Here is a 22,580-nt window from a genome sequence, read left to right as displayed (position 1 = left end):
CTAGTACCCTCCCTTCAATACGATAAAATCAACATATAAATGAGGGGTAACAATTTCTTCGGGGGAAATTTGGCCTACCTCCACCATTTCGTCTACCTCGGCAATGACTACTTCCGCAGCTGTCGCCATCATCGGATTGAAGTTCCTTGCCGATTTGTTATAAATGAGGTTCCCTAATCGATCCGCCTTATTCGCTTTAATTAATGCAAAATTAGCTTTAAGCGGTTCCTGCAGGACAAAATTTTTACCGTTAAGGGTTCGTTGTTCTTTGTTTTCGGCAATTTTCGTTCCGACGCTGACAGGTGTATAAAACCCGCCCAGTCCGGCACCACCCGCTCGAATAGCTTCAGACATCGTTCCCTGCGGGATGAGCTCCACTTCCAGTTCCTTATCCTGATAAGCTTTTACTACCTCCGGATTGGAAGTAAAATACGAACCTATTGCTTTTTTTACTTGTTTTTGCCTTACTAATATTCCAAGACCTTTGCCCGGTTCTCCCAGGTTATTACTGATAATCTCCAAATCTTTCACTTCTGACTGAGCCAATGCGTCTATTAAACCAAGCGGACTTCCGACAAGTCCAAATCCACCTACCATAATGCGTGAGCCGCTTTTAATCTTTTTTACAGCTTCCTCGCAAGTAATCAGCTTGCTCATCTTCTATACCTTCTTTCCACTGGTATTATTGTTTTAACAGCTCGGATATATTAAAAAAACCGAGCAGGACATAAATCCTCTATAAAGAAAGACGTTTTAACGTCCATTCTTCACAAAGTGTTTATGTCTGCCCGGTTTTAATAAGACCATGGAAAGAGGTCATCTCCCCACTTTATTATAACCAAACGTTATGTATATTTTCACTTTACATTATCCCAGTAACGTTGAACTGCAGCTTGGAGGGCCACAATAATCGCTTGCTGAGAAGGAGCAAAATAAAAATTTTGAATTCGTTCAATTAACTGCTGAATCCCATCTTGAAGACAGTAGCCTATCAGCAATTTTTGAAAATAGTTTTTTGTTATTTCTGTTACGAATGTGAATTCGGCATCAACAATTCTATGATCATTCAGATTCACTTCCAGTACAATCCCCGCGTGCTTATACATTTCATACATAGAAGTTCCCTGAGGAGCTTTTGCATATCCGGTAACAATCACTGTTTCCAGTGTTTGCATGCTCCACCCCCCTTTCAAAAACAAACTATTCATTTTCTGTTTCTAACTCTATTATATGGGCCCCAAAAAACAATGTCAATACAAAATATTCAAAATAATCAAAAGATTCAGTGTATAATTATACATAAAAAGATAACGCTTTCATTTTTTTAAAAATGGAAAAATCTTAAAGGAGCACCCTATATGGTGATATAGTAAACGAAGTTTAACCTTATGTAAAGACCTAATTGTAAAATTTTTGATACAACGAATGAAGATCTATTAGGACAACCCGAAGAAAATTGCAGCCGGGATCCCGTTAAAGGTAGAACGTAATCTAAAAAAACTCACCGTGACCGAAGTGTTTTTTTAGATTAATAGATTTCACTAATCCTACCTCGGAAACCTGAGGGTAATACTCGTTCCTTGATTTAACTTGCTTTTAACCTTGATCATTCCTTTATGGGCATCCATCAATGCTTTCACGATGGAGAGTCCGATGCCGACGCCTCCGGTTTTACGGTCACGGGATTTATCACCCCGATAGAAGCGTTCAAAGATATGGGGGATATCGTCTTCAGCTATCCCTGAACCTTCATCGGCAATCATAAATCCAACGTAGCCATCCTTTTCCGTTGAAACACTAATCGTGACATTTTTTCCTTCAGGCGTATATTTGAGGGCGTTATTGAGGCTGTTTGACAGGATTTGCATCAAGCGGTCCTTATCCGCCATAAACATTTCCTCCCCAAGCGGTTCCTCTATATGAAGATGCACCCCCTTTTGATTGAACGATGGCAGAAACATTTCCCACAACGCAGCTAAAACACTGCCTGCTTCCAATTCGATTTTTTCCAGCCTGATTTGGGGATTTTCTGCTGCAAGCAGTTTCTCCAGTTCATTAACGAGCCGAACTAATCTCATCAATTCCTCGTGGCTTGTTTGCAAACGCTGCGGTGTCGGTTCCCAAATACCATCCTGAAATGCTTCCATTTGGCTTCTTAACGTAGCAAGCGGTGTCCTGAGCTCATGGGCTAAATCGCCGGTAAAATGCTTCCTTAACATTTCTTCCTTCGCCAATGATTCAGCAAGATTATTAAAGGAAATTGCCAGATGCTTAACCTCGGTAGGCAAACCCTTTAAGGGAATCCGGATATTGAGGTTATGCTGCTGAAGTTCATTTGCTGCAAAAGAAAGCTTCTTCAACCCGGAGGTTAATTTTTTTGAGAATAGCATGCTGAAAACAATGGCTAAAATAATCGTTAAACAAACAGCAGCATAAATATATAATTGAATCGTTTGTAAAAACGTGTATTCATCATCTATTAAGCCTTCAGGATAAATCGCCGTCAGCTTTCCGACGTTTTGATTATCTACTTTAAGGATATAGGATTTAGAATGCCACTCTTCTCCATTCGGAGCTGGCTCTGTTAAGCCTAAGCTATTCATCAGCCCCCGGATTTTGGACGAGTCCATCTGAATTTGACCAAAACGGTCATATAATTGAAAATAAAGCTGGTCTGTCATGGCCTGCTCGTGCAGGATCCCAAAAATCTCCCGGCTTGTAAAATGGCCGCTTTGTTTATAATCCTTTTCGATTTCGTCGATAATTCTTTCGATCCTTTTATCCCTGTTTCGGTCCAAATAGCTTTTAAAGCTCGCTTCAAACCCCCACTGAATAAAAAAACTTACAAAAAGGATTCCAATCATCGAGATGATAACAAAATAAAAGAGAATTTTAGACCGGAGTGTTTGCAGCATCTAAAATCCCTCCAAATTTGTAGCCCATTCCAAAAACAGTCAGGATAAAAGCCGGCTGCCTCGAATCCAACTCAATTTTTTTCCGGAGATTTTTTATGTGTGTATCGACGCTTCGTTCATATCCTTCATAAAACATGCCTTCATCCTGAATTTTTTCCAGTAAATCCATTCGGCTGTATACCCGCCCGGGATTTAATGCCATATTTGTTAACAGCTTATATTCAAGCGGCGTCAAGATAACATCCTGCCCGTTTACGGTTACTTCTTTTTTAATTAAATTAATTGCTAATTGTTTACGGTTAAATTCAAGCAGCTCCAATTTCTCTGATTTCTTTACCCTGCGTAAAATTGCTTGAACACGAACGACGACTTCCCGAGGGCTAAATGGCTTTGTTAAATAATCATCTGCTCCTATAACAATCCCGTTAATCCGGTCATCTTCCGCAGATTTAGCTGTCAGCATCAGGATGGGAACATCCGATTCTTTTCTGACCAGCCGGCAAACCTCTTCACCGGAAATATCAGGAAGCATTAAATCAAGAATAATTAAATCAGGGCTGACTGATTTAGCTTTTTTCAAGGCATCAATACCGTTATCGGCGCTATAAATTTCATAGCCTTCTCTTTCAAGATAGGCTTCGAGGACTTCGATAATTCTCTTTTCATCATCAACGAGTAAAATCTTCATATTTATCACTCCTCACACCATAAATATATCATTTTGGTTGAGGGATTTTTTCAACTTCACAAATTCACCACAACTTCTTCATAACATCTTCAATCTTTCCCGCTATGATGTAACTGTGCATAAAAGGATAAGAACATCCTTCACTCTCTTATTTTATTCTGATCCTACTCATTTCTAAATTAACCTCCCTTTTTACATATGGTGCTCCCAAGCGTTGGGGCACCTATTTTTTTATTTAAGTCTCTGTTAAACTTGCCTGTTAATTTCCGCTCCAGGCACTCGCTTTCCGCGGGCGGTCGGGAGCCTCCTCGGCGCATGACGCGCCTGCGGGGTCTCCCTTGACCTGCTTTTCCCGCAGGAGTCTCGCGCCTTCCGCTCCAATCAACATAGTGAGCTAAATCAATAATGAGCTTTAACAGAGCCTTGTTTTTAAAAAATAGCAACATTTGTGTGCACCAATAAAACCAAACATACTGTATGCTTTTATTAGTGAGGTGCTTTTGGCTATGAATAAAATATCATTTAAAATTGGTGTACTTTTCTTTTTAGCTATTTTTCTATTAGAATCCATTTCGATGTTTTTTTTACACAATACTATCATTCATTCAAGAGTGCATGATGAGCTGTCTGCATTGCAAACAAGGGGAAATAATCATCGGGAAATCCTGGAGGCAGCCTTTCATGAAGAGACGATTAAGCATATTGCCCTGATGGAATCAAGGACAGATACCCAAGTGATCTTAACGGACCAAAAGGAGAAAATTGTAATGAGCTCTAGTTCCGTTACAGAGGAAATGAGAGAAGTCATTCATTCCACACCTAAAAAAGTGCCCCATGACGGGTTAATTTTAGAAGAAGATTGGCAGCGTGAAGCCTATATTGCCTCTGTCAGTCCCATTATCATCCACAATCAAATAAATGGCTATGTATATATGTTTCAAAACACCCAAAAGATTAAGGATTTAATTTCCGGTCTAAACAGGCACTTTCTTTTAGCCGGCGTCCTTTCGGTTCTCTTTATGTTCATTATTATTATCTTCCTAACGCGGTTCGTAACACTTCCGCTGATTCAAATGAGTGAAGCAACGAAGCGAATCAGTAAAGGGGATTTCTCCGTTTCGTTACCGAAACTAAGAAAGGATGAAATGGGTGAATTAGGTGAATCAATCAAGGTGTTAGCAAGCGATTTAAAACTATTAAAAAATGAACGGAACGAATTTTTAGCGAGCATTTCCCATGAACTCAGGACACCGCTCACCTATATAAAAGGGTACGCGGAAATTGCCCGGAGACAAGACACGGGTGAGAAGGATCGTGATAAATACCTCGAAATCATTCATGAAGAAGCAGTCAAGGTTTCAAAGCTTGTGAAAGAATTATTTCACTTAGCCAAAATGGATGAAAATAATTTTACAATTGAAAAAGAAACGGTCCACTTGCTCACCTTTTTTGCAGGAATCTCTGAAAAAATTTCACCAGCCTTGAAAGAGAACTCTATGAGTCTAGTACTTAACTGCCCTGATGATCTATATGCCAGCATTGATCCCATCCGCTTTGAACAAGTAATCTTGAATTTACTGGATAATGCCAGGAAATATTCAGAGCCCTTTACGAAGATTTTGATAGATGTGAGTGAAAAAAGTGGTACGCTCCATATCAAGGTAGCGGATAATGGAAAAGGAATTCCTGAAAAAGAACTGCCGCGGATTTTTGATCGCTTTTATCGCGTTGAAAAGTCACGCGCACGGGCCCTTGGCGGCACCGGACTCGGGCTGGCGATTGTGAAGCAATTAGTTGAAGCCCATGGAGGGACGATTAACGTCACAAGCATTCCGAATGAAGGGACAACATTTGAGATTATTCTTTAAAATGAAAAACCCTTATCAGCTAATCCGTTGATACGGGTTTTTTAAAGCTTAGAAATCTTATGGAAAAAGCGATGCCTTCTTTAAATATTTCACCCATAGCTGAATAAGAAAATTAGAGAAATAAATTGTAAACAGAGGTAAAAACCTCCTTTATGTCGAAATAATAGAAAAAGGGGATGACCCAATGAATAAAGTTGGTTTATTAAAATATCTACGCAATTCCAGTCGAGGTAATTTGTTTGCAACAGAGATTCCAAAAGCTACAAAAGAAGATGAAAAAAAGATTGAAGAATTGGTTGGAGAATTAGAAAGTGATGGAAAAATCAAGTTAAGAGAATGTGTACAGCGAGAATACTCAGTTTATTTACATGGAATAATTAAGTATGCATCCGAATAATCGAGTACCTTTTTAATCAGGTGAAACAAAAAAGGACATCTGATTTCTTTTACTAAACAACTCCGTAACGAATGAGAAAAAGGCAGTTACAACACCTTTCATCACTATATGATGACTTGTAATAACAAAACATTAAATAGATTTTCAGTCTATTTAATGTTTTGTATCTTCATTTTTTCTTTTGGATCTGCTCTTAAAAAATTGTAGAGCGATTACAAGCAGCAGCTTTATTTTAGTTTTTCCATAACAAAATCGTGTTGTAAACGTCCCTCTAATTTTTCTAAGTTGCCCCCATCTTCTACAAAAGTTTTGAATTTATCAGCCATTAATTTTCCAGAGTTTTTATTAATGTGTTTAACTTTGAGTAATGTATTCACCTTCACAATATCAGGAGTCACATCTCTACGGTGTAATTTACCTGGAATTTTTGTCCACAATTTTTCCCAATCATCTAATAACCCTATCTCTTTAAAATAATGTTTTTGTAAGCCGCATAACCACGCCATACAAGAGGTGTTACGTTTTTGACAACCTTCCTTGTCCTTTAAAAATTCACACCCATGACAACAAGAATTTCCACTTCTAATACAGACGCTGCAAATTTCATTAGCCCCAATTTCTTCAAACACTCTTAACCCGTACTGGATAAGATGTTCTTTTTTCATTTCAATACTCATTATTCTCCCACTTTACTCGGTTTATAAAGGGATTTAGTATTTAGTATTTGTTTATTTCCCCTTTATATTAGTTTGGCACTAAATTAACAATCCCACCTTCTAATAACCTAATTTAAAGCGGTTGATTCTGCCGTTTTCCTAGTTTCTATCAGATGAAATCTTGTTCCACTGACCTTGCCCCGTAAGCACAACAAGCTAATATAGCATTAGCGGAATGTTTTTTAAATAATCTACTATTGATCGTCTCAACGGAGATCTATCTTTTTTTTCTAGGACCTACAATTAGTTTGATTGCTGTTCTATTTTCATTATTGATTAAAACATCTGTAAATGCAGGAACAAAAACCAGATTAACACCGCTAGAAGCTACGAATCCTCTTGCTATCGCAATGGCTTTAATCGCTTGATTTAAAGCACCAGCTCCAATCGCTTGTATTTCTATATTTCCTCTTTCACTTAATACACCTGCAATTGCACCTGCAACTGAATTCGGATTTGATTTTGATGATACTTTTAATACATTATCCATATAAATTTTTCCCCCTGTTATTTAATCGTTTAATATGATCACTGGAAAAATGTAATTAACGTATCTTTAATAATATTCAAATTCAAATCTTACAGAACCATTGAACTTCCTTTGATACTTTTTGTGTATCCAGAATTCCTCCGATTTATCAACTCATAAAATTCCTTTAGTTCGATAATGCCCCCAATACCAATATATATTTTTTTACTGTTCTTCTTCATCTGCCCCGTTATTTTAGTTTCTATATCGTAAACCAATTATTCATCTCTTGTCATTTTATTATCGACAGATTCTGATTAATTTTGTAAACTATTCGCAAAAGATGTAACTTTTGGTTAACCGTTGACCAAGTATGGAAAGGAATCCACCTGGGGGGAACTTGAATACCCTTATCCTTAATCTAGGAAACTAGTTAGTTCATTTAGCAAAAATAGAAAGATAGATTGATATTGACAAAAAAGGGGGATAGAAATGAAATTGAAAATAATGAAAAAAAGATTTAGTAAAAAACGATTATTGACCAGTTTGGTAACGACAATTTTATGTACAGGCATAACAGGTTTTAATATTTCGCATATTCCACTGTTTCAACCTAGTGTTGTAAGTGCAGCCTCACTCATTTATACCACTACTGACAACTTGAATATTCGCAGCGGGCCTTCTACTAACTATGCAATACTTGGAACAGTTAAGAAGGGGACAAACCTTACCATTACAGGAAATGCAGGGAATGGTTGGTATAATGTAAGTTATAATAACAAAGCAGGTTTTGTAAGCAATCAATATTTACAAGTCTCAAATTCTCCATCTCAAGTAAGCAATCAATATGTTGCAACAGCCGATTTGAATATTCGCACCGGGGCTTCTGTGGCTTACCCCATTATTAGCGTGCTACGAAAAGGCTCAACTTTGACTGTACAATCTCAGCTCTCTAATGGTTGGTACCAAATTACTTATAATGGTCAAAAAGGATTTGTTAACGGAAATTATGTGCAACTAGTAAATGATTCAAATATATTTACTATGAATGTTCCTTCTGTTCTGCAAAATCCCGAGCTCCCTGCCGGCTGTGAAGTTACCAGTTTAGATATGGCGCTTCGCTACAAAGGGGTTAATATAGATAAGATAACGCTAGCTAATAAGATGCCTTATACCAATACGCTTGACCCAAACAAAGGGTATGTAGGAAGCCCTTATAACGGTACAGGTTACACGATTAACCCGGTTAAGCTCCAGGAATTGGCTAGGGTTTATCGTACTAGTAGCTCAGACCTTACTGGAGCGAGCATCACGACTATTGAAAATGAAGTAAGAAAAGGAAACCCCGTGCTAGTTTGGTATACAATCGGTTATGGGGACGTAAAGGACCTAAACCATTTTAAATATCTAAATAACCAAAAATACTGGTGGCCGCAACCCTTGCACTGCATTGTTGTAACCGGAGCGAGTACGAAGAATTTTTATATAAATGATCCTTTAAATGGAAATAAAAACTATGCAATAGATAAAACTCGTTTCAACAAAATTTATACAGATATGGGAAAACGTGCGTTAGTTGTCCGATAATTAATTCTAGAAATATTAAAATATACGTTTTTTACCATAGAAATTGCTAGATTAGTAAGTTAAATAATCCCAATTAAAAAAAGCCTTTGCTCTCGTTGAGCAAAGGCTTTTTTACGAGGGTCCTTTTCAATTTTCTTTCGTTCTCCCTACCCGGTTTTATAAAAAGTTATCGCGTCGTTGCACGTAATAGAAAAGTGCCATGGTCCAAGACCACAACACCTTACTGAATCATATTCAAAAACTTCTTCGTCCGTTCCTCTTTCGGGTGATTAAAAATTTCTTCCGGTTTATTTCTCTCTACGACAACACCCTGGTCCATGAAGATGACTTCATCCGCAGCTTCCCGGGCAAAGCGCATTTCATGAGTAACGACTATCATCGTCATTCCTTCTTGAGCAAGGTCCTTCATTACTTTCAAGACCTCACCGACAAGCTCGGGGTCGAGCGCGGAAGTCGGTTCATCAAAAAGCATCACCTCAGGCTCCATGGCAAGCGCCCGTGCAATTCCGACACGCTGCTGCTGACCGCCTGAAAGCTGGGCTGGATAATAATCAATTTTATCACCAAGACCTACTTTTTCTAATAAAGTGACAGCTTTTTTTCGAGCCGCTTCCTTCCCTTCATTTTTCACAATGACCGGGCCTTCCATGACATTTTCAAGGGCTGTCTTATGAGGGAATAAATTGTAGTTCTGAAAAACCATCCCCGTCAACCGGCGGAAGGCTGCGATATGTTTCTTTGAAACAGTACGTGAAAAATCGAGATCTTGGCCCTCAATGGAGATCAAGCCATTTGTTGGTGTTTCCAATACATTTAAACAGCGCAGCATCGTAGTTTTACCCGATCCGGATGGCCCAATTACGACGACGACCTTACCTTTTTCAACTTCTAAATTAATTCCTTTTAAAACTTCTAAATCACCAAACTGCTTATATAGTCCTTTAATTGAAATCATTGTAATTCTCCCTTTTCTTTAAGACAAATAACGGTCCAGTCTCTTTTCCATAATTTGTTGAAGGATGGAAAGGAAAAAGCAGATGACCCAATAAATAAGTGCAGCTTCTGTATAAACTAATAAATATTCATAGTTGGTTGAAGCAATTTCCTGTGCCTTGCGAAACATCTCTGTTAGAAGAACGAGTGATGCTAAAGATGTATCCTTTACGAGACTAATAAATGAATTGGATAAAGGAGGTACCGATACCCTTGCAGCTTGAGGGAGAATAATTCTCCGTAAAACTTGTGAATAGGACATTCCGATCGAATAGCCAGCTTCCCATTGTCCTTTAGGAATAGAAATAATCGCCGCGCGGATGATTTCTGATCCATAGGCACCCACACTTAGCGAAAAACCGATAATAGCAGCAGTATAGGAATCCAAGGTAACCCCGATCGTAGGCAGCCCGTAAAAAATGATAAATAATTGTACTAACAAGGGTGTTCCACGAATGGCTGACACATAAACTCTAGCAATACTTTGAAGAGTTTTACTATGAGAAATACGGGCAAGAGCTGTTAGAACAGCAAAAATCAAACCGATGACAAAGGTAATTAGCGTCAACGGAATTGTATAAAAAATAGCCCCTTTCAAAAGGGGCAGAAAGGAACTTTGAGCTATATCGACTAATCTTGCGGTTCTTTCCGGGTCAGCAAAAATACTATTTAAGTACATCTTCACCAAACCATTTCTCTGAGATTTTTTTATACGTGCCATCAGCAATGATATCTTTTAACGCTTTGTTTACAGCATCTTCAAGAGTGTTGCTGTTCTTTCTAAACATAAAACCGCTTTGAGAGGCATCAGCTGAAGTAGCAACAATTTTAACCGGTGCATCAGGCTTTTGTTTTTTGAAATCTAAAAATGAAAGTTTATCATTTACCGTAACATCAACGCGTTTTGAAGTTAACAGCTGGATCGCTTGATCGAAGCCTTCAACCCCAACAATCGTAGCACCATTTTTCTTAGCGATATCTGCATAGTTACTTGTCAATGATTGAGCAGATTTTAGCCCTTTCATATCTTCAAATTTTTTCACTTTAGTGTTATCATTGCTAGCAATAAGAACGGCAGCTGATGAGATATAAGGAGAAGAAAAATCGTATTTCACCTGACGGTCCGGGCGAATCCCTACTTCATTAGCGACCATATCAAAACGCTTAGCATCTAAGCCGGCAAACATCGCATCCCACTGAGTTTCCTTGAATTCAGGTGTCACTCCGATACGTTTTGCGATTTCGGTTGCAAGCTCAACGTCAAAACCGGTTAATTTACCATTTTTATCATGGAACGTAAATGGAGCATATGTACCTTCTGTACCAATTAATAACTTGCCATTTGCTTTCACTTGTTTTAATAAATCACCGCTGGTAACCTTTGTGTTGTCTGTTTTCTTTGAAGTATCTGTAGCGTTACTTGTGCCGCATGCAGATAAAACAACCATAAAGCTGAGTAAAAGTGCAAAAATGACGGTTAGCTTTTTCATTGTTAATCCCCCTAATTCTGATTGTCTTGCTCGGATTTACTTATCATAGTACATCCTTTCTTTTCTGTCAAAGGAAAAATAAAGGAAGCAACTATATTTTACCCTAATTATGAAAAATTCATGTCCACAAAAAGAAAAGCGGAAGCGCCCGTTTAGCGCACGCCAGGACTGGAGTGCTTCGACTGAGATAAAGGAAACACGGAGCTCAAGTCGATTCGATGTTGACTTATCGTAGGGAGAAGTGCGAAGTACACTAGTCGCTGGCGCTGGAGCTAGACAGTTATCTTAGTTCAAAATTTTTTTCTTATCTCAACAATAAAACCTATCAGAAAAATCCTGATAGGTTGAGAATTATTAGGCGGATAAAGCTTTCTTTTGCGTTTGTTTATGCTGTACCCTGATAGCATTTTTCTTAATCGGACCATAAAAGAATAGTCCACTGGCCAATAATATCATCCCGTACGTAAATGTTTTAATGTCTGCAGTTCCTGCGATAATAACCCAAATGGAGTAAATGGTTGCAAGAAATGCGATTATTCCATCAGTAATCCTTGATTTACCGCCTTTATAGGTTTCACCTGTAATAACCAATTTAAGCTGGTAGACTGATGAAATAAGATATGGGACGAGATATGCTAAGGTTGCAATTAAAACAACAAAGTCAAAAGCACCGGAAATCGATTTTGATACAGTTGAAAAGATAAAAAGTTGCCCGAGCCCAATTGTGACAAGCAGTGAGAACAATGGTAAACCTTTTTTGTTTTCCTTAAGAAAAACCGGAAGGAATAAACCTTGTTTTGCGGCTTGATATGGAACTTCAGCACTTAACATTACCCAACCAATTGTTGAGCCTATTAAACTAATTAGTCCAATACCTGCTAAAAATTTCCCGCCTATTGGTCCTAATACCGTTTGGATCGCGTCAATTAGCGGTTTACCGGAATGAATGAGTGTTTTTTGGTCTAACATCCCCATTACAAGAGTACTAATACCGATATAAATACCAAGAGCGATGAATAAACCAAGCATTGTCGCGCGTTTCACATCTGATTGTTTTTTGGCACGTGATGCGAAGACGACCGCTGATTCAACTCCGATAAATGCCCATAATGTATTGATTGCTGCATTGTTGACTTGCTTCATTAATCCAATTGCATGTCCTGCATTATCCAATTTCGTTGCCATAAACGGAAGCATATTGCTTTTTTGAAAGGCAAAAAGCCCAACAATGATAAACACTAAAAAGCCGATAACCTTTGCAGCTGTCGCCGCAAAATTTAATTTCCCTGCACTCTCCATTCCGCGGAGGATAATAAAGTGAGTTCCCCAAAGTAGAACGGAACATACAATAAACGTTAGACCATTTCCTACCTTTAATGTGAAATTACCAATGGTAAACCATTTGGCTTCACTTGTTAAAATCGGGAAAAATGTAGATAGATAGCCTGCAAAAGTGGTTATAATAGCCACATTTCCTGCAAGGTTGCCAATCCAGTAACCCCAAGATGACATAAATCCGGATAGAATCGAAGCCTGCGAACCTGATTTGAATATTTCTTTTGCATAAATTTGTGGGCCACCTGTTAAGTTTGGCTTACGAATCGCTAAGTTTCCAAATACAAGTGCCAGCATAAGTACTCCGAATCCTGTCATTAGCCAGGCTGCTATCACACCTGCAGGACTAGCTGCTTCTGATAAAGAACGAGGTAGCATGAAAATTCCTGAACCAACCATATTTCCAACGACAAGTGCCGTTAATACCCAAAATCCTAATTTATTTGACTTCTCCATGGTGTTTGCCCCCGCATAATGATTGTTTTTCTAAGATAATGTTCGAGTCACGTTAATAGGATAAGCCCGGGTAATACCTTTGTCAATAAAAAATTTTATTATGCTAAAGTGGTAGAGAGCTAAAATAAATAACACCCAAAAAAGGGAGTATCAGCCTCGCGGGTTCTGTTTTGAAGTACAAAATGGCAAAAGGAATTGCAATTAGAGCGAGAAAAAGCGCTCATCTGAATGAAAAGAAAGGCATGACTTGAAATAAAAGTGATCCCTGTCCGAATGAAGGCTGGATTCGGACTACTTAAGTGAAAATCAAACTCATCCTGTCCGAATGAAGGCTGGATTCGGACTACTTAAGTGAAAATCAACTCATCCTGTCCGAATGAGGGCTTGATTCGGACTACTTAAGTGAAAATCAAACCCATCCTGTCCGAATGAGGGCTGGATTCGGACTATGTTAGTGAGAAACAAGCTGTTCCTGTCCGAATGAAGGCTGGATTCGGACTACTTAAGTGAAAATCAAACTCATCCTGTCCGAATGAGGGCTGGATTCGGACTACTTAAGTGAAAATCAAACTCACCCTGTCCGAATGAAGGCTGGATTCGGACTACTTAAGTGAAAATCAACTCATCCTGTCCGAATTAGGGCTGGATTCGGACTACTTAAGTGAAAATCAAACTCACCCTGTCCGAATGAAGGCTGGATTCGGACTATGTTAGTGAAAAAAAACCTTTCCTGTCTGAATAAGGGCTGGATTCGGACTATGTTAGTAAGAAACAAGCTGTTCCTGTCCGAATGAAGGCTGGATTCGGACTACTTAAGTGAAAATCAAACTCATCCTGTCCGAATGAAGGCTGGATTCGGACTACTTAAGTGAAAATCAAACTCATCCTGTCCGAATGAAGGCTGGATTCGGACTACTTAAGTGAAAATCAAACTCATCCTGTCCGAATGAAGGCTGGATTCGGACTACTTAAGTGAAAATCAAACTCATCCTGTCCGAATGAAGGCTGGATTCGGACTACTTAAGTGAAAATCAACTCATCCTGTCCGAATGAGGGCTTGATTCGGACTACTTAAGTGAAAATCAAACCCATCCTGTCCGAATGAAGGCTGGATTCCGACTACTTAAGTGAAAATCAAACCCATCCTGTCCGAATGAGGGCTGGATTCGGACTACTTTAGTGAAAATCAAACTCATCCTGTCCGAATGAGGGCTGGATTCGGACTACTTAAGCGAAAATCAAACTCATCCTGTCCGAATGAAGGCTGGATTCGGACTACTTAAGTGAAAATCAAACTCATCCTGTCCGAATGAGGGCTGGGATAGTGAATAAAAAGTAGCTTTACTCAACACTGTAATACCAACTAAAAAAGGGCAACGAAATCTTTACGATTTGATACCCTTTTTTAATGTTTTTTAAGTTTTGTACCCGAAAAACAGAAGCTGTTAGCAGCAGCCCCCTTTTTTTACTACTCCTTCCACCAGCTATCAAACATCGATGCCGGAAGTCTTCTTTTATGCTCCGTTATTAGGTAGCGCTGTTCAATTTTTTCAGCAACCTCAGCTGCAACGGATTTTCCTTCCAGATAATCATCAAGTTCATCATACGTAATTCCCAATTCAGTTTCGTCAGCCTGGCCTGGTTTTTTATCAAGCAAGTCAGCTGTAGGAACCTTTAAATATAGCCGTTCGTCAGCACCAAGCTCTTTTAGCAATTCTTTTCCCTGACGTTTTGTTAAACCTGTTAACGGAAGAATATCCGCTCCACCGTCACCGTACTTCGTAAAGAAGCCGGTAACCGCTTCTGCAGCATGATCAGTACCAATGACAAGAAGGCCTTCCATGCCGCCTACTGCATATTGTGCAATCATTCTTACCCTTGCTTTAACATTACCTTTTTGAAAATCGCTTAACGGATCACCCGTTGTTATAGAGTTATACTCTTTTTGAACATCATCAACTGCGTCTTTGATATTAAAGACATACTCACGGTCTGCTTGAATAAATGCCAATGACCGTTTTGCATCCTCTTCATCCTGTTGGACTCCATATGGTAGACGAACCGCTATAAAGGTCGCTTCCTTCCCTTCATTCCTTAACTCCTCTACCGCCAGCTGTGCAAGACGGCCGGCAAGCGTTGAGTCCTGCCCGCCGCTAATTCCAAGAACAAAGCCTTTTGCCTTTGAATTTACTAAATAGTTTTTCAAAAAGGCAATCCGCTTTCTAATCTCTTCTTTCGGTTGAATATCTGGATTCACATTTAATTCCTTCATAATTTGCTCTTGTAATGTCATCCTCAAAGCCTCCCATTTTAAAACCCGGTTCATATATGTAATGTACCATACCCTTCATTATAATTCTAAATGGGGTATACTTCCAAAATTAAAATGGGTTCGATTAAAGTTTTTCATTCAAAATGTTGTAAATGTCGTTGGCAATGTTCTTGATATCATTCTGTTTATCACGGATATTCAGAAGGACCACGATGGAAGTTTTATCTTTATAATAAACATGGAGCGATTCCCAACCTCCGACAACCCCTCTGCTGTAAATTCGGTCACCTGTATGGTAAAGTCCCAGACCATAGCCCGATTTGGGCCCCGGTGCTACCATTTCCTTTAAACTTTGGTTTGAAATGAGCTTACCGCTCATTAATGCTTCATCAAACAGGCATAAATCAAGTGCGGTGGCATAAATATTCCCACATCCAAAAAGTAAATACGTATTCAGTTTACTGGAATTGATTAACTGTTCAGCGATTTTGATATATCCGTTAGATGTAAATGGAGCAGGGTTTTCGGAAGTGATAAAACCTGCATTTACCATGGAAGCCTTTTTAAAAATATTTTTTTCGATATATTCCTGTAGAGTAGACCCTGATACTTTTTCGACAATGTGGCCAAGAATTAAGTAATTGATATCGTTATAGTCCCATTTCGTCCCCGGGGGGAATTTACTTGCTCGCTTCCCTGCTTTCTTAATGATATCCTTCGGCTTTTTGTCCCCTATATGCCAAATCGGAGGTTGGATTCCTGAAGTATGATTTAACAAATGGACAATTTTTACTTTCTTCGGAAGGTTGGTGACATATTTAGATACCGGATCATGAATCGTCAACTTTCCGCTTTCCTGAAGCTGAAGAATACAAACAGCAACAATCGTTTTCGTTATCGAACCAATCGGATAGGTAGTCGATGGACTATTTAAAGTTCGATTAAAAATATTTGAATATCCTATTCCTTGAGTAAAAACCTCCTTATTGTTTTTTACTACCGCAATACTCCCGCTTAAATGGTTGATAATTAAATAATCTTTAATTTTCTGCCGAATATGCTCTTTCTTTGAGCCCGGTTTTACCGGTTTTTTTTCATAATGGGCAGAAACATTATAAGGCTTAAAGTATTCTTGGTTAAAAAGGGCTTCAGAGCTTTCACTGCTTGAAAGTCCAAAGAAAATTATGGCCATTAACAAATAGAACAGAAGATATTTATATTTCATTTTTAAACCCTCATCTTCAAGTATTTGCTTGACAGTTTATTTATGGATTATTATGTATAAAATGGAACTTGTTCATCCATATTTTAAATGGACAAAGAGTTTTTCTTTATTGGAGGGATTATTTGTGGAAGCAAGAAAGTGCAATGATTCAAGGGTAGTCAGAACTAGCAGAATTTTTCCAAATGATGTGAATAACCATAATACTTTGTTTGGTGGAAAATTAATTAGTGATATCGACATGGTGGCCTCCATTTCCGCAGAAAGGCATTCAAGAACAGAAAGTGTTACAGCTTCGATTGACTCTGTTGACTTTTTAAGTCCGATTACTCCTCTAGACTCCGTTTGTATCGAAACCTTTGTAACGTGGACAGGAACCTCTTCAATGGAGATTTGCGCTAAAGTGATCGCCGAGAATCTTAAAACAGGCGATCGAAAAATAGCTGCTACAGCCTTTTTAACCTTTGTTGCATTAGATGACGATGGTAAGCCGACAAAAGTTCCAGCGATTATTCCGGAGACCGAAGAGGAAAAAAAGCTATATGAAACCGGTAAAGAACGAGCGGAAAAGCGGAAAGAGCACAGAAAAAGCAGTAAGGAGCTTGCAAATTACTTTACCACTTATAAACCATGGGAATAAGAAAAGGTTCGCCCAAAGAGGCGAACCTTTTCTTATTGTTTAATCATTCAATTTCTGTAACTCCCTGCGATCAGGTGCATGTGGCGGTTCCTGCATCCAGCTGCGCTCGACCATGAGTGAAAAACCTTTTTCGGCATAAAGCATTATCTCAAGAATGAACTTTTGATAATAAGCAGCAAGGTCTGTTCGCATCGATAAGGCTAAGGCATGCCCAATAAGGGTTATATCAATTGAATTTAAGGCATGGAAAAGTGTAACAATAAGCCTGTTTGAAAAAGGAGGAACTGTTGAATCCGTTACTTCCATTGTTAATGGAACATTACCTAATAGTTCCTCTCTCATTAGGATGTCATTAAAGGTTTGGATTTGTTTCTCAGAAATTTTTTTACCGTCCTGAATATACTGATGAATTTCTTTGTCTTTTACCACCTGCAGCAATCCCATACAAAGTAATATAGAAAAATAATTTCGCTCAGTATTAAAAAAAATCTCCGTCAGTTCCATTGAATTTAACGGCCTTTTTTTCCCAAAGGCAATTATATAAGTTTTCTTTTCAACATACTCCACTTGCTTTGGATAGGGAATCATCGGCGGCCGGTCATAGATACCTTTTGTCAGCATTAAGGCTGTCGATGTTTGATATAATGTTGCTGATTGATTCACCATGGTGACGAAAAACTCCATCACATCTTCTCTTGCCACATTCAAGGTAATAAAGCCAGTATTAATCATTCCTAGGCGGCTCATCGAATAAACAAAGCTAAGGGCAAACAGATCATAAAATAATGGGGGGGCAGATAGATTTACGTCTTTTTCCGTAAAGCCATCAGGTAGCGGGATACCTTCCGAATTGAATATGGCCGTTATTTGTTGGATATGACCCTCTGAAATCTTTAAGGCCATCTGCAATATAGTTTTTATTTCTTTATCCCGATTGTGATAAAGAAAGTATTTCAATAAACAAACCGTCATGCTCTCCTGGATAAAAGTAGCCCATAGTCCTCCCAACTCTGCACTGGATAACCTTGCATTGTGTTCAACCATAATCTGCCCCCTTGAAAAATACATTATGAATAGATTTCCAATTGTTGATTTGATTTATTCATATTCAATAATTGATTAAAACTCCTATTTTACTGGCGTTCCACTGCGCTTTTGCCAAGTCATAACGCCATCTTCTTCATCAAACTCAATGGTGACATCAACAACTCCTTTTTCCGCCATTATTTTTTCTTCCAAACGGTCCTTAATATCATCTGCTTCAGCAACCGTTATTTTTGGATCTACTTCAATTTCCAATTCAACGTGCAAATCTTCTCCTTCTTTAATGACCGTAATGCCTTGGATATCTTTTACATCAGGATCTGTCATTACTAAAGCGCCGATTTTGTTCTCCATTTCTTCATCCGCTTGGCCAATAACTCCGGCAGCATTATCCAAAAAAACCTTTCCTACCACAAAAAACATCATCGCTCCGATTAACATAGAGGCAATTCCTTCAGCACGATGGAATACTGAAAAATGTGAAATAATAATCGCAGTAATGGCTAATAAACCTCCAAATGTAGCCACCAAATCCTCCATGAACACCAATTTCGTTGCAGGTTTTGCTTTTCCCAGATTTGCAAAGCTTTGAAAAAATACATTCAATCCTTTTGCCTCAATTTCAATGTCATGTAAAATTTCCTTCATTGCTTTAATAAGGACAAAGGTTTCAAGTAAGGTTGATACAGCCAAAACCAATATATTAAGAATAAAGCCATGTGATGCAGTTGGATGGACAACATGATGCCAGCCTTCTACTATTGTTTCAAAAGCCATAATACCGACAATTAAAACAGCACCTAAAAGAACCAAGTTGACCAACCGGCCAAATCCATTTGGAAAACGTTCGGTTGGTGCCTTTTTACTTAAGGCCGAACCCACAAATACAAAAAACTGATTGGCTGCATCCCCGAGACTATGCATAGTTTCGGCAAACATGGCAACATTGCCTGTAAACATGAAAGCAGCACCTTTAATAATCGCAATAATTGCATTAATAATAGCTGCAAGCATCGCCGATTTATTTCCTCTTTTTAATAACTGAAAAAGTTCACTCATTATATCTCCTTTCTTCTATTTCATCATTTATAACTATCATTAATATTTTCTAAATGGAACTTTTTCATAAGGCTATGTAAAAGCTCATTGTTGATTTTGCTTACTATGTTGATTGAAGCGGAAATCAACAGGCAAGTTTAACATCGCCTTTTATAAAAATAACTGTTGTAAAACCATTTTAAAAGGCCTGTTTTCCAGTATAGATAAATAATGGTAAAATAAGTAACACATTTAAATAGTAGCGTTATTTTTAAAAGGGAGGTTTTGAATTGAATTTTGATGAAATCATGGGCAAGCTCGCTGAAATGGGATTGCCACAAACAAAGAAAACCTTTTTGAATCATGGTGCGAAGGAGCCTTTTTTTGGGGTCAAGGTTGGTGATTTAAAAAAGCTCGTTAAGTATGTGAAGAAAAATCATCATTTAGCACTGGAACTATTCAATTCTGGAAATCATGATGCAATGTATTTAGCCGGTCTCTCCGTAAATCCAAAATCAATGGAGAAAGAAACTCTTCAAGGATGGGCAAAAATGGCAAATTGGTATTTGTTAGCAGAATATACGGTTGCCGGAGTTGCGGCTGAAAGTAATTATGCTCTTGAGCTGGCGCGAGAGTGGATGAAATCAGAGGAAGAAATGGTAGCGGTTTGCGGATGGAGTACATATGCAAATTATCTATCGATCACTTCTGATGACCAATTAGACATTGAGGAAATCCTCACTTTGATACATCAAGTTGAAACAACCATTCATAATGAACGAAACCGTGTCCGCTATGTAATGAATCTCTTTGTTATTTGTGTTGGAGCCTATGTTGCTGCACTGCATGATGAAGCTATCAAGGCCGCAGAACAAATTGGAAAGGTCCATGTCGATGTGGGGAATACCGCCTGTAAAGTTCCTCTTGCCACTGACTATATAAAGAAAATAGAACATCGGCAGAAAATTGGTGTAAAAAAGAAAACCTGTATATGTTAATGACTGGTTCAATTGTGAGGTGCAAAACTGTAAATTATAACAAAAAAACACACGATGCCTTGTGATTTTACTGTTTGATCCTATGAAGTGAACCCGTTAGCCATTCATGCAGCACAAAATCAGTGCAGCACCACAGAGAATGAAAATGGTTAGGAAGTGTCAATACTGATACTGACCTTAATCCAGTCAACCCTAATCCATAAACTATTAATTATCGCTCTCCTCTTTTTTTTAACGATTGAGCAGGTTCTTCTTAAGTATTGTCATTTTTCTAATCTTGAAGAAACTTATTTTCATGGTAGACTCTCATGCCGCGTTGCGGCACCATCAAATGAATGAAAATGGTTCTTAATCCCGTCTAGTTTTCATTATACCTGTCAATCCTTTTTATAGGCTGGCGAAGGAAGGTCGTTCAACTATGGTGCCTCGAGCCCGCATGGTAGACTGATTTTTAACGACCAGGTGCACCACAAATTGTCGCTCCCTCACGGGAAGCACGCAGGATAGATTAATCTTATATGGTTGTTGCACCAGCCTTAATTTACTTCAGCCCGTAGGAAGGAAAATAAAAATGGATGTTGTTAATGAACGGTGTTGTGGATTAGATATTCACAAAAAGAACATTACGGCTTGTGCCATTACTTCAAAAGGAAAGGAAATTCAAACATTTGGTACGATGACGCACGATCTGATTAAATTAATAGATTGGATTAAAAGTAAATCTTGTTCTCACGCTGCTATGGAAAGTACCGGTGTTTATTGGAAACTAATACAACCTTCTTGAATTAGAAGACATTCAACCATTGGTTGTCAACGCCGCTCACATCAAGGCTGTCCCAGGACGCAAAACCGATGTTAAAGATGCTGAATGGATCGCAAAATTGCTTCGTCACGGTCTTCTTCTACACAGTTATATTCCAAATCGAGATCAAAGAGAATTACTAGAACTTGTTCGATTCCGTCGAAGTCTTATTGAAGAAAGATCAAGAGAAATAAGTAGAATGCAGAAAGTGTTGGTAGGTGCTAATATCAAACTTTCCTCTGTTGCAACAGACATTATGGGTGTGTCCGGACGATCAATGATTGAGGGACTCATCAATGGAATCCATGATCCACAAGTATTAGCTAGAATGGCAAAAAGAAGCATGAAAAAGAAAAAGGATGATTTGGAACGTGCCTTATTCGGATCCCTCGGACTTCATCAAAAGATGATGTTAAAAACTCAGCTTTCACATATCGACTTTTTGGATCAACAAATCATAATGTTAAGTGAAGAAGTCCAGCAACGTATGCAACCCTATGAGGAAGATATTAAATTACTAGATTCTTTTCCAGGCATAGGTAGAAGCCATGCGGAACAACTTTTTGTCTGAAATAGGACTAGGAAAAGACATTGCTTCGCAATTTCCTAGAGCCCCCCATCTTTGTTCGTGGCCAGGGATGGTTCCAGGTAATAACGAAAGTTCTGGAAAAAAAAGTCCAGAAAAACGAGAAAAGGTAATAAAAAGTTGCGAGCGGCACTTGTTGAAGCAGCACATTCAACAGCAAAAACTAAAAACACTTATCTTTCTTCCCAATATCAACGCTTGGCAGCGAGAATTGGAAAAAAACGTGCAGTAGTAGCGGTTGGACATACCATTTTAACGATTGTTTATCATTTATTAAACAAAAGGCAACTTTATGTTGAGTTAGGTGCAGATTACTTTGATCGACGAAAAAAAGAAATAGTGTTCAAACAATCTATTAAACGACTAGAGGTACTTGGTTGTAAAGTAATGGTTGAAGCTATAGCCTAATGAAGGACAGCATATATTGTTAATTAAGAGCCCAGATCCTTTTTTTTTAACGGATTTTAATGGGTCTAGTTTCGTATTGCCCAAAATCCCATATAATCGTTTTTATTTTCAGGATAGTTGAAGAACAATTTATTATCATTGTTAATAAACAGTCTTTAGTTATAAATCAAGCCCAAATTCGATATTAATAAAAAGCATTTTATAACCCAATGACTGATATAAAGATATGGCTCTTCCATTATCTCCAAATACACCAAGAGTAGCTTTTGTTTTTCCCTTGTATTTCAGAAACTTTAAAGCCTCTGTTATAACTGCTTTAGCAATACCTTTTCGTCTCCAATCTGGTAACACAAAAATATTTTCGGTAGCACTTCTTTCGTCACCTATTCCCCAAGTCATTACACTACCGACTACTTTATCTCCATCAAATGCTGTATAAGTATCCCATTCTGAGCCACTTTTAGTCCATTTCAGACGATTTAGACTCCAACATACACCTTATAAATCACCTTCAACTTCAGTTCCAAGATATTGTTCTTGTTCGGCTTGAGTATCCATTTTCCAATTAACGATTTTAATATTATCCAGAAGAGGAACATTCGGTATTTCGTAAGCCCGAAATAAAAAAGAAGTGTACCTTTCCGGTACGCAACACA

General features: G+C 38.3%; 20 protein-coding genes and 1 pseudogene. 6 read left to right on the top strand and 15 right to left on the bottom strand.

Annotated elements, in window-relative coordinates:
• From AC3ANV_RS04165 to AC3ANV_RS04150, 4 genes are all read right to left on the bottom strand, one after another.
• Positions 1-657 carry a CoA transferase subunit A gene (locus tag AC3ANV_RS04165; protein ID WP_488312415.1) on the bottom strand — a complete coding sequence of 219 codons (657 nt, stop codon included), beginning with the start codon at positions 655-657 and terminating at the stop codon, positions 1-3.
• Positions 658-857: 200 nt separating this feature from the next.
• Positions 858-1,175 (bottom strand): DUF3870 domain-containing protein, encoded by a 318-nt coding sequence (locus AC3ANV_RS04160; RefSeq protein WP_488312414.1) that lies wholly within the window; start codon positions 1,173-1,175, stop codon positions 858-860.
• 372 nt (positions 1,176-1,547) lie between these two features.
• Positions 1,548-2,915, bottom strand: a complete 1,368-nt coding sequence (locus AC3ANV_RS04155) for a sensor histidine kinase (protein ID WP_488312413.1) — start codon at positions 2,913-2,915, stop codon at positions 1,548-1,550.
• A complete protein-coding gene (locus AC3ANV_RS04150; RefSeq protein WP_488312412.1) occupies positions 2,893-3,603 on the bottom strand; it encodes a response regulator transcription factor in 711 nt (236 codons plus the stop codon). Before AC3ANV_RS04150 ends, AC3ANV_RS04155 begins: the two co-directional genes overlap by 23 nt.
• Before the next feature lie 506 nt (positions 3,604-4,109).
• Here AC3ANV_RS04150 and AC3ANV_RS04145 point away from each other — a divergent pair.
• Positions 4,110-5,471 (top strand): sensor histidine kinase, encoded by a 1,362-nt coding sequence (locus AC3ANV_RS04145; protein WP_488312411.1) that lies wholly within the window; start codon positions 4,110-4,112, stop codon positions 5,469-5,471.
• 184 nt (positions 5,472-5,655) lie between these two features.
• On the top strand, positions 5,656-5,868 hold the full coding sequence (locus tag AC3ANV_RS04140) for a hypothetical protein (RefSeq protein ID WP_488312410.1): 213 nt from the start codon (positions 5,656-5,658) through the stop codon (positions 5,866-5,868).
• Positions 5,869-6,095: 227 nt separating this feature from the next.
• On the opposite strand, the gene AC3ANV_RS04135 is transcribed toward AC3ANV_RS04140, so the two are convergent.
• Positions 6,096-6,545 (bottom strand): DNA mismatch repair protein, encoded by a 450-nt coding sequence (locus tag AC3ANV_RS04135; protein ID WP_488312409.1) that lies wholly within the window; start codon positions 6,543-6,545, stop codon positions 6,096-6,098.
• A 256-nt stretch (positions 6,546-6,801) separates the two neighbouring features.
• Positions 6,802-7,074: a stage V sporulation protein S gene (locus AC3ANV_RS04130; RefSeq protein ID WP_488312408.1), complete on the bottom strand. Its 273-nt coding sequence runs from the start codon at positions 7,072-7,074 to the stop codon at positions 6,802-6,804.
• 471 nt (positions 7,075-7,545) lie between these two features.
• On the opposite strand from AC3ANV_RS04130, the gene AC3ANV_RS04125 reads away from it, so the two are divergent.
• On the top strand, positions 7,546-8,640 hold the full coding sequence (locus AC3ANV_RS04125; protein ID WP_488312407.1) for a C39 family peptidase: 1,095 nt from the start codon (positions 7,546-7,548) through the stop codon (positions 8,638-8,640).
• Between the two features lie 220 nt (positions 8,641-8,860).
• Here the strand turns inward: AC3ANV_RS04125 and AC3ANV_RS04120 are convergent, their stop codons facing one another.
• The 6 genes from AC3ANV_RS04120 to AC3ANV_RS04095 form a co-directional block, all read right to left on the bottom strand.
• Positions 8,861-9,595: an amino acid ABC transporter ATP-binding protein gene (locus AC3ANV_RS04120; protein ID WP_488312406.1), complete on the bottom strand. Its 735-nt coding sequence runs from the start codon at positions 9,593-9,595 to the stop codon at positions 8,861-8,863.
• Positions 9,596-9,613: 18 nt separating this feature from the next.
• Positions 9,614-10,312 carry an amino acid ABC transporter permease gene (locus tag AC3ANV_RS04115; protein ID WP_488314127.1) on the bottom strand — a complete coding sequence of 233 codons (699 nt, stop codon included), beginning with the start codon at positions 10,310-10,312 and terminating at the stop codon, positions 9,614-9,616.
• On the bottom strand, positions 10,299-11,123 hold the full coding sequence (locus tag AC3ANV_RS04110) for an amino acid ABC transporter substrate-binding protein (protein WP_488312405.1): 825 nt from the start codon (positions 11,121-11,123) through the stop codon (positions 10,299-10,301). The genes AC3ANV_RS04115 and AC3ANV_RS04110 overlap by 14 nt, the downstream gene beginning before the upstream one ends.
• A 354-nt stretch (positions 11,124-11,477) precedes the next feature.
• Positions 11,478-12,914 carry an amino acid permease gene (locus AC3ANV_RS04105; RefSeq protein WP_488312404.1) on the bottom strand — a complete coding sequence of 479 codons (1,437 nt, stop codon included), beginning with the start codon at positions 12,912-12,914 and terminating at the stop codon, positions 11,478-11,480.
• A 1,468-nt stretch (positions 12,915-14,382) separates the two neighbouring features.
• On the bottom strand, positions 14,383-15,207 hold the full coding sequence (nadE, locus tag AC3ANV_RS04100) for an NAD(+) synthase (RefSeq protein WP_488312403.1): 825 nt from the start codon (positions 15,205-15,207) through the stop codon (positions 14,383-14,385).
• Positions 15,208-15,310: 103 nt separating this feature from the next.
• A complete protein-coding gene (locus tag AC3ANV_RS04095; RefSeq protein WP_488312402.1) occupies positions 15,311-16,411 on the bottom strand; it encodes a serine hydrolase domain-containing protein in 1,101 nt (366 codons plus the stop codon).
• A 124-nt stretch (positions 16,412-16,535) separates the two neighbouring features.
• On the opposite strand from AC3ANV_RS04095, the gene AC3ANV_RS04090 reads away from it, so the two are divergent.
• The gene (locus AC3ANV_RS04090) at positions 16,536-17,048 is read left to right on the top strand and encodes an acyl-CoA thioesterase (protein ID WP_488312401.1); all 513 of its coding nucleotides are present in this window, start codon (positions 16,536-16,538) and stop codon (positions 17,046-17,048) included.
• Between the two features lie 39 nt (positions 17,049-17,087).
• Here AC3ANV_RS04090 and AC3ANV_RS04085 read toward each other — a convergent pair whose 3' ends face one another.
• Complete coding sequence (locus AC3ANV_RS04085) at positions 17,088-18,092, bottom strand: DUF3231 family protein (protein ID WP_488312400.1); 1,005 nt, start codon at positions 18,090-18,092, stop codon at positions 17,088-17,090.
• A gap of 84 nt (positions 18,093-18,176) precedes the next feature.
• Positions 18,177-19,151, bottom strand: coding sequence for a cation diffusion facilitator family transporter (locus AC3ANV_RS04080; RefSeq protein WP_488312399.1), 975 nt, complete (start codon positions 19,149-19,151; stop codon positions 18,177-18,179).
• 269 nt (positions 19,152-19,420) lie between these two features.
• On the opposite strand from AC3ANV_RS04080, the gene AC3ANV_RS04075 reads away from it, so the two are divergent.
• Together AC3ANV_RS04075 and AC3ANV_RS04070 are read left to right on the top strand one after the other, a co-directional pair.
• On the top strand, positions 19,421-20,128 hold the full coding sequence (locus tag AC3ANV_RS04075) for a DNA alkylation repair protein (RefSeq protein ID WP_488312398.1): 708 nt from the start codon (positions 19,421-19,423) through the stop codon (positions 20,126-20,128).
• 571 nt (positions 20,129-20,699) lie between these two features.
• Positions 20,700-21,924, top strand: a pseudogene (locus AC3ANV_RS04070) (IS110 family RNA-guided transposase).
• 159 nt (positions 21,925-22,083) lie between these two features.
• On the opposite strand, the gene AC3ANV_RS04065 reads toward AC3ANV_RS04070, so the two are convergent.
• Complete coding sequence (locus tag AC3ANV_RS04065) at positions 22,084-22,323, bottom strand: GNAT family N-acetyltransferase (protein WP_488312397.1); 240 nt, start codon at positions 22,321-22,323, stop codon at positions 22,084-22,086.
• Positions 22,324-22,580: the final 257 nt, after the last annotated feature.

This window comes from Neobacillus sp. DFD-2R, from assembly GCF_057747865.1.
This window is presented reverse-complemented; position numbering and strand designations above follow the sequence as displayed.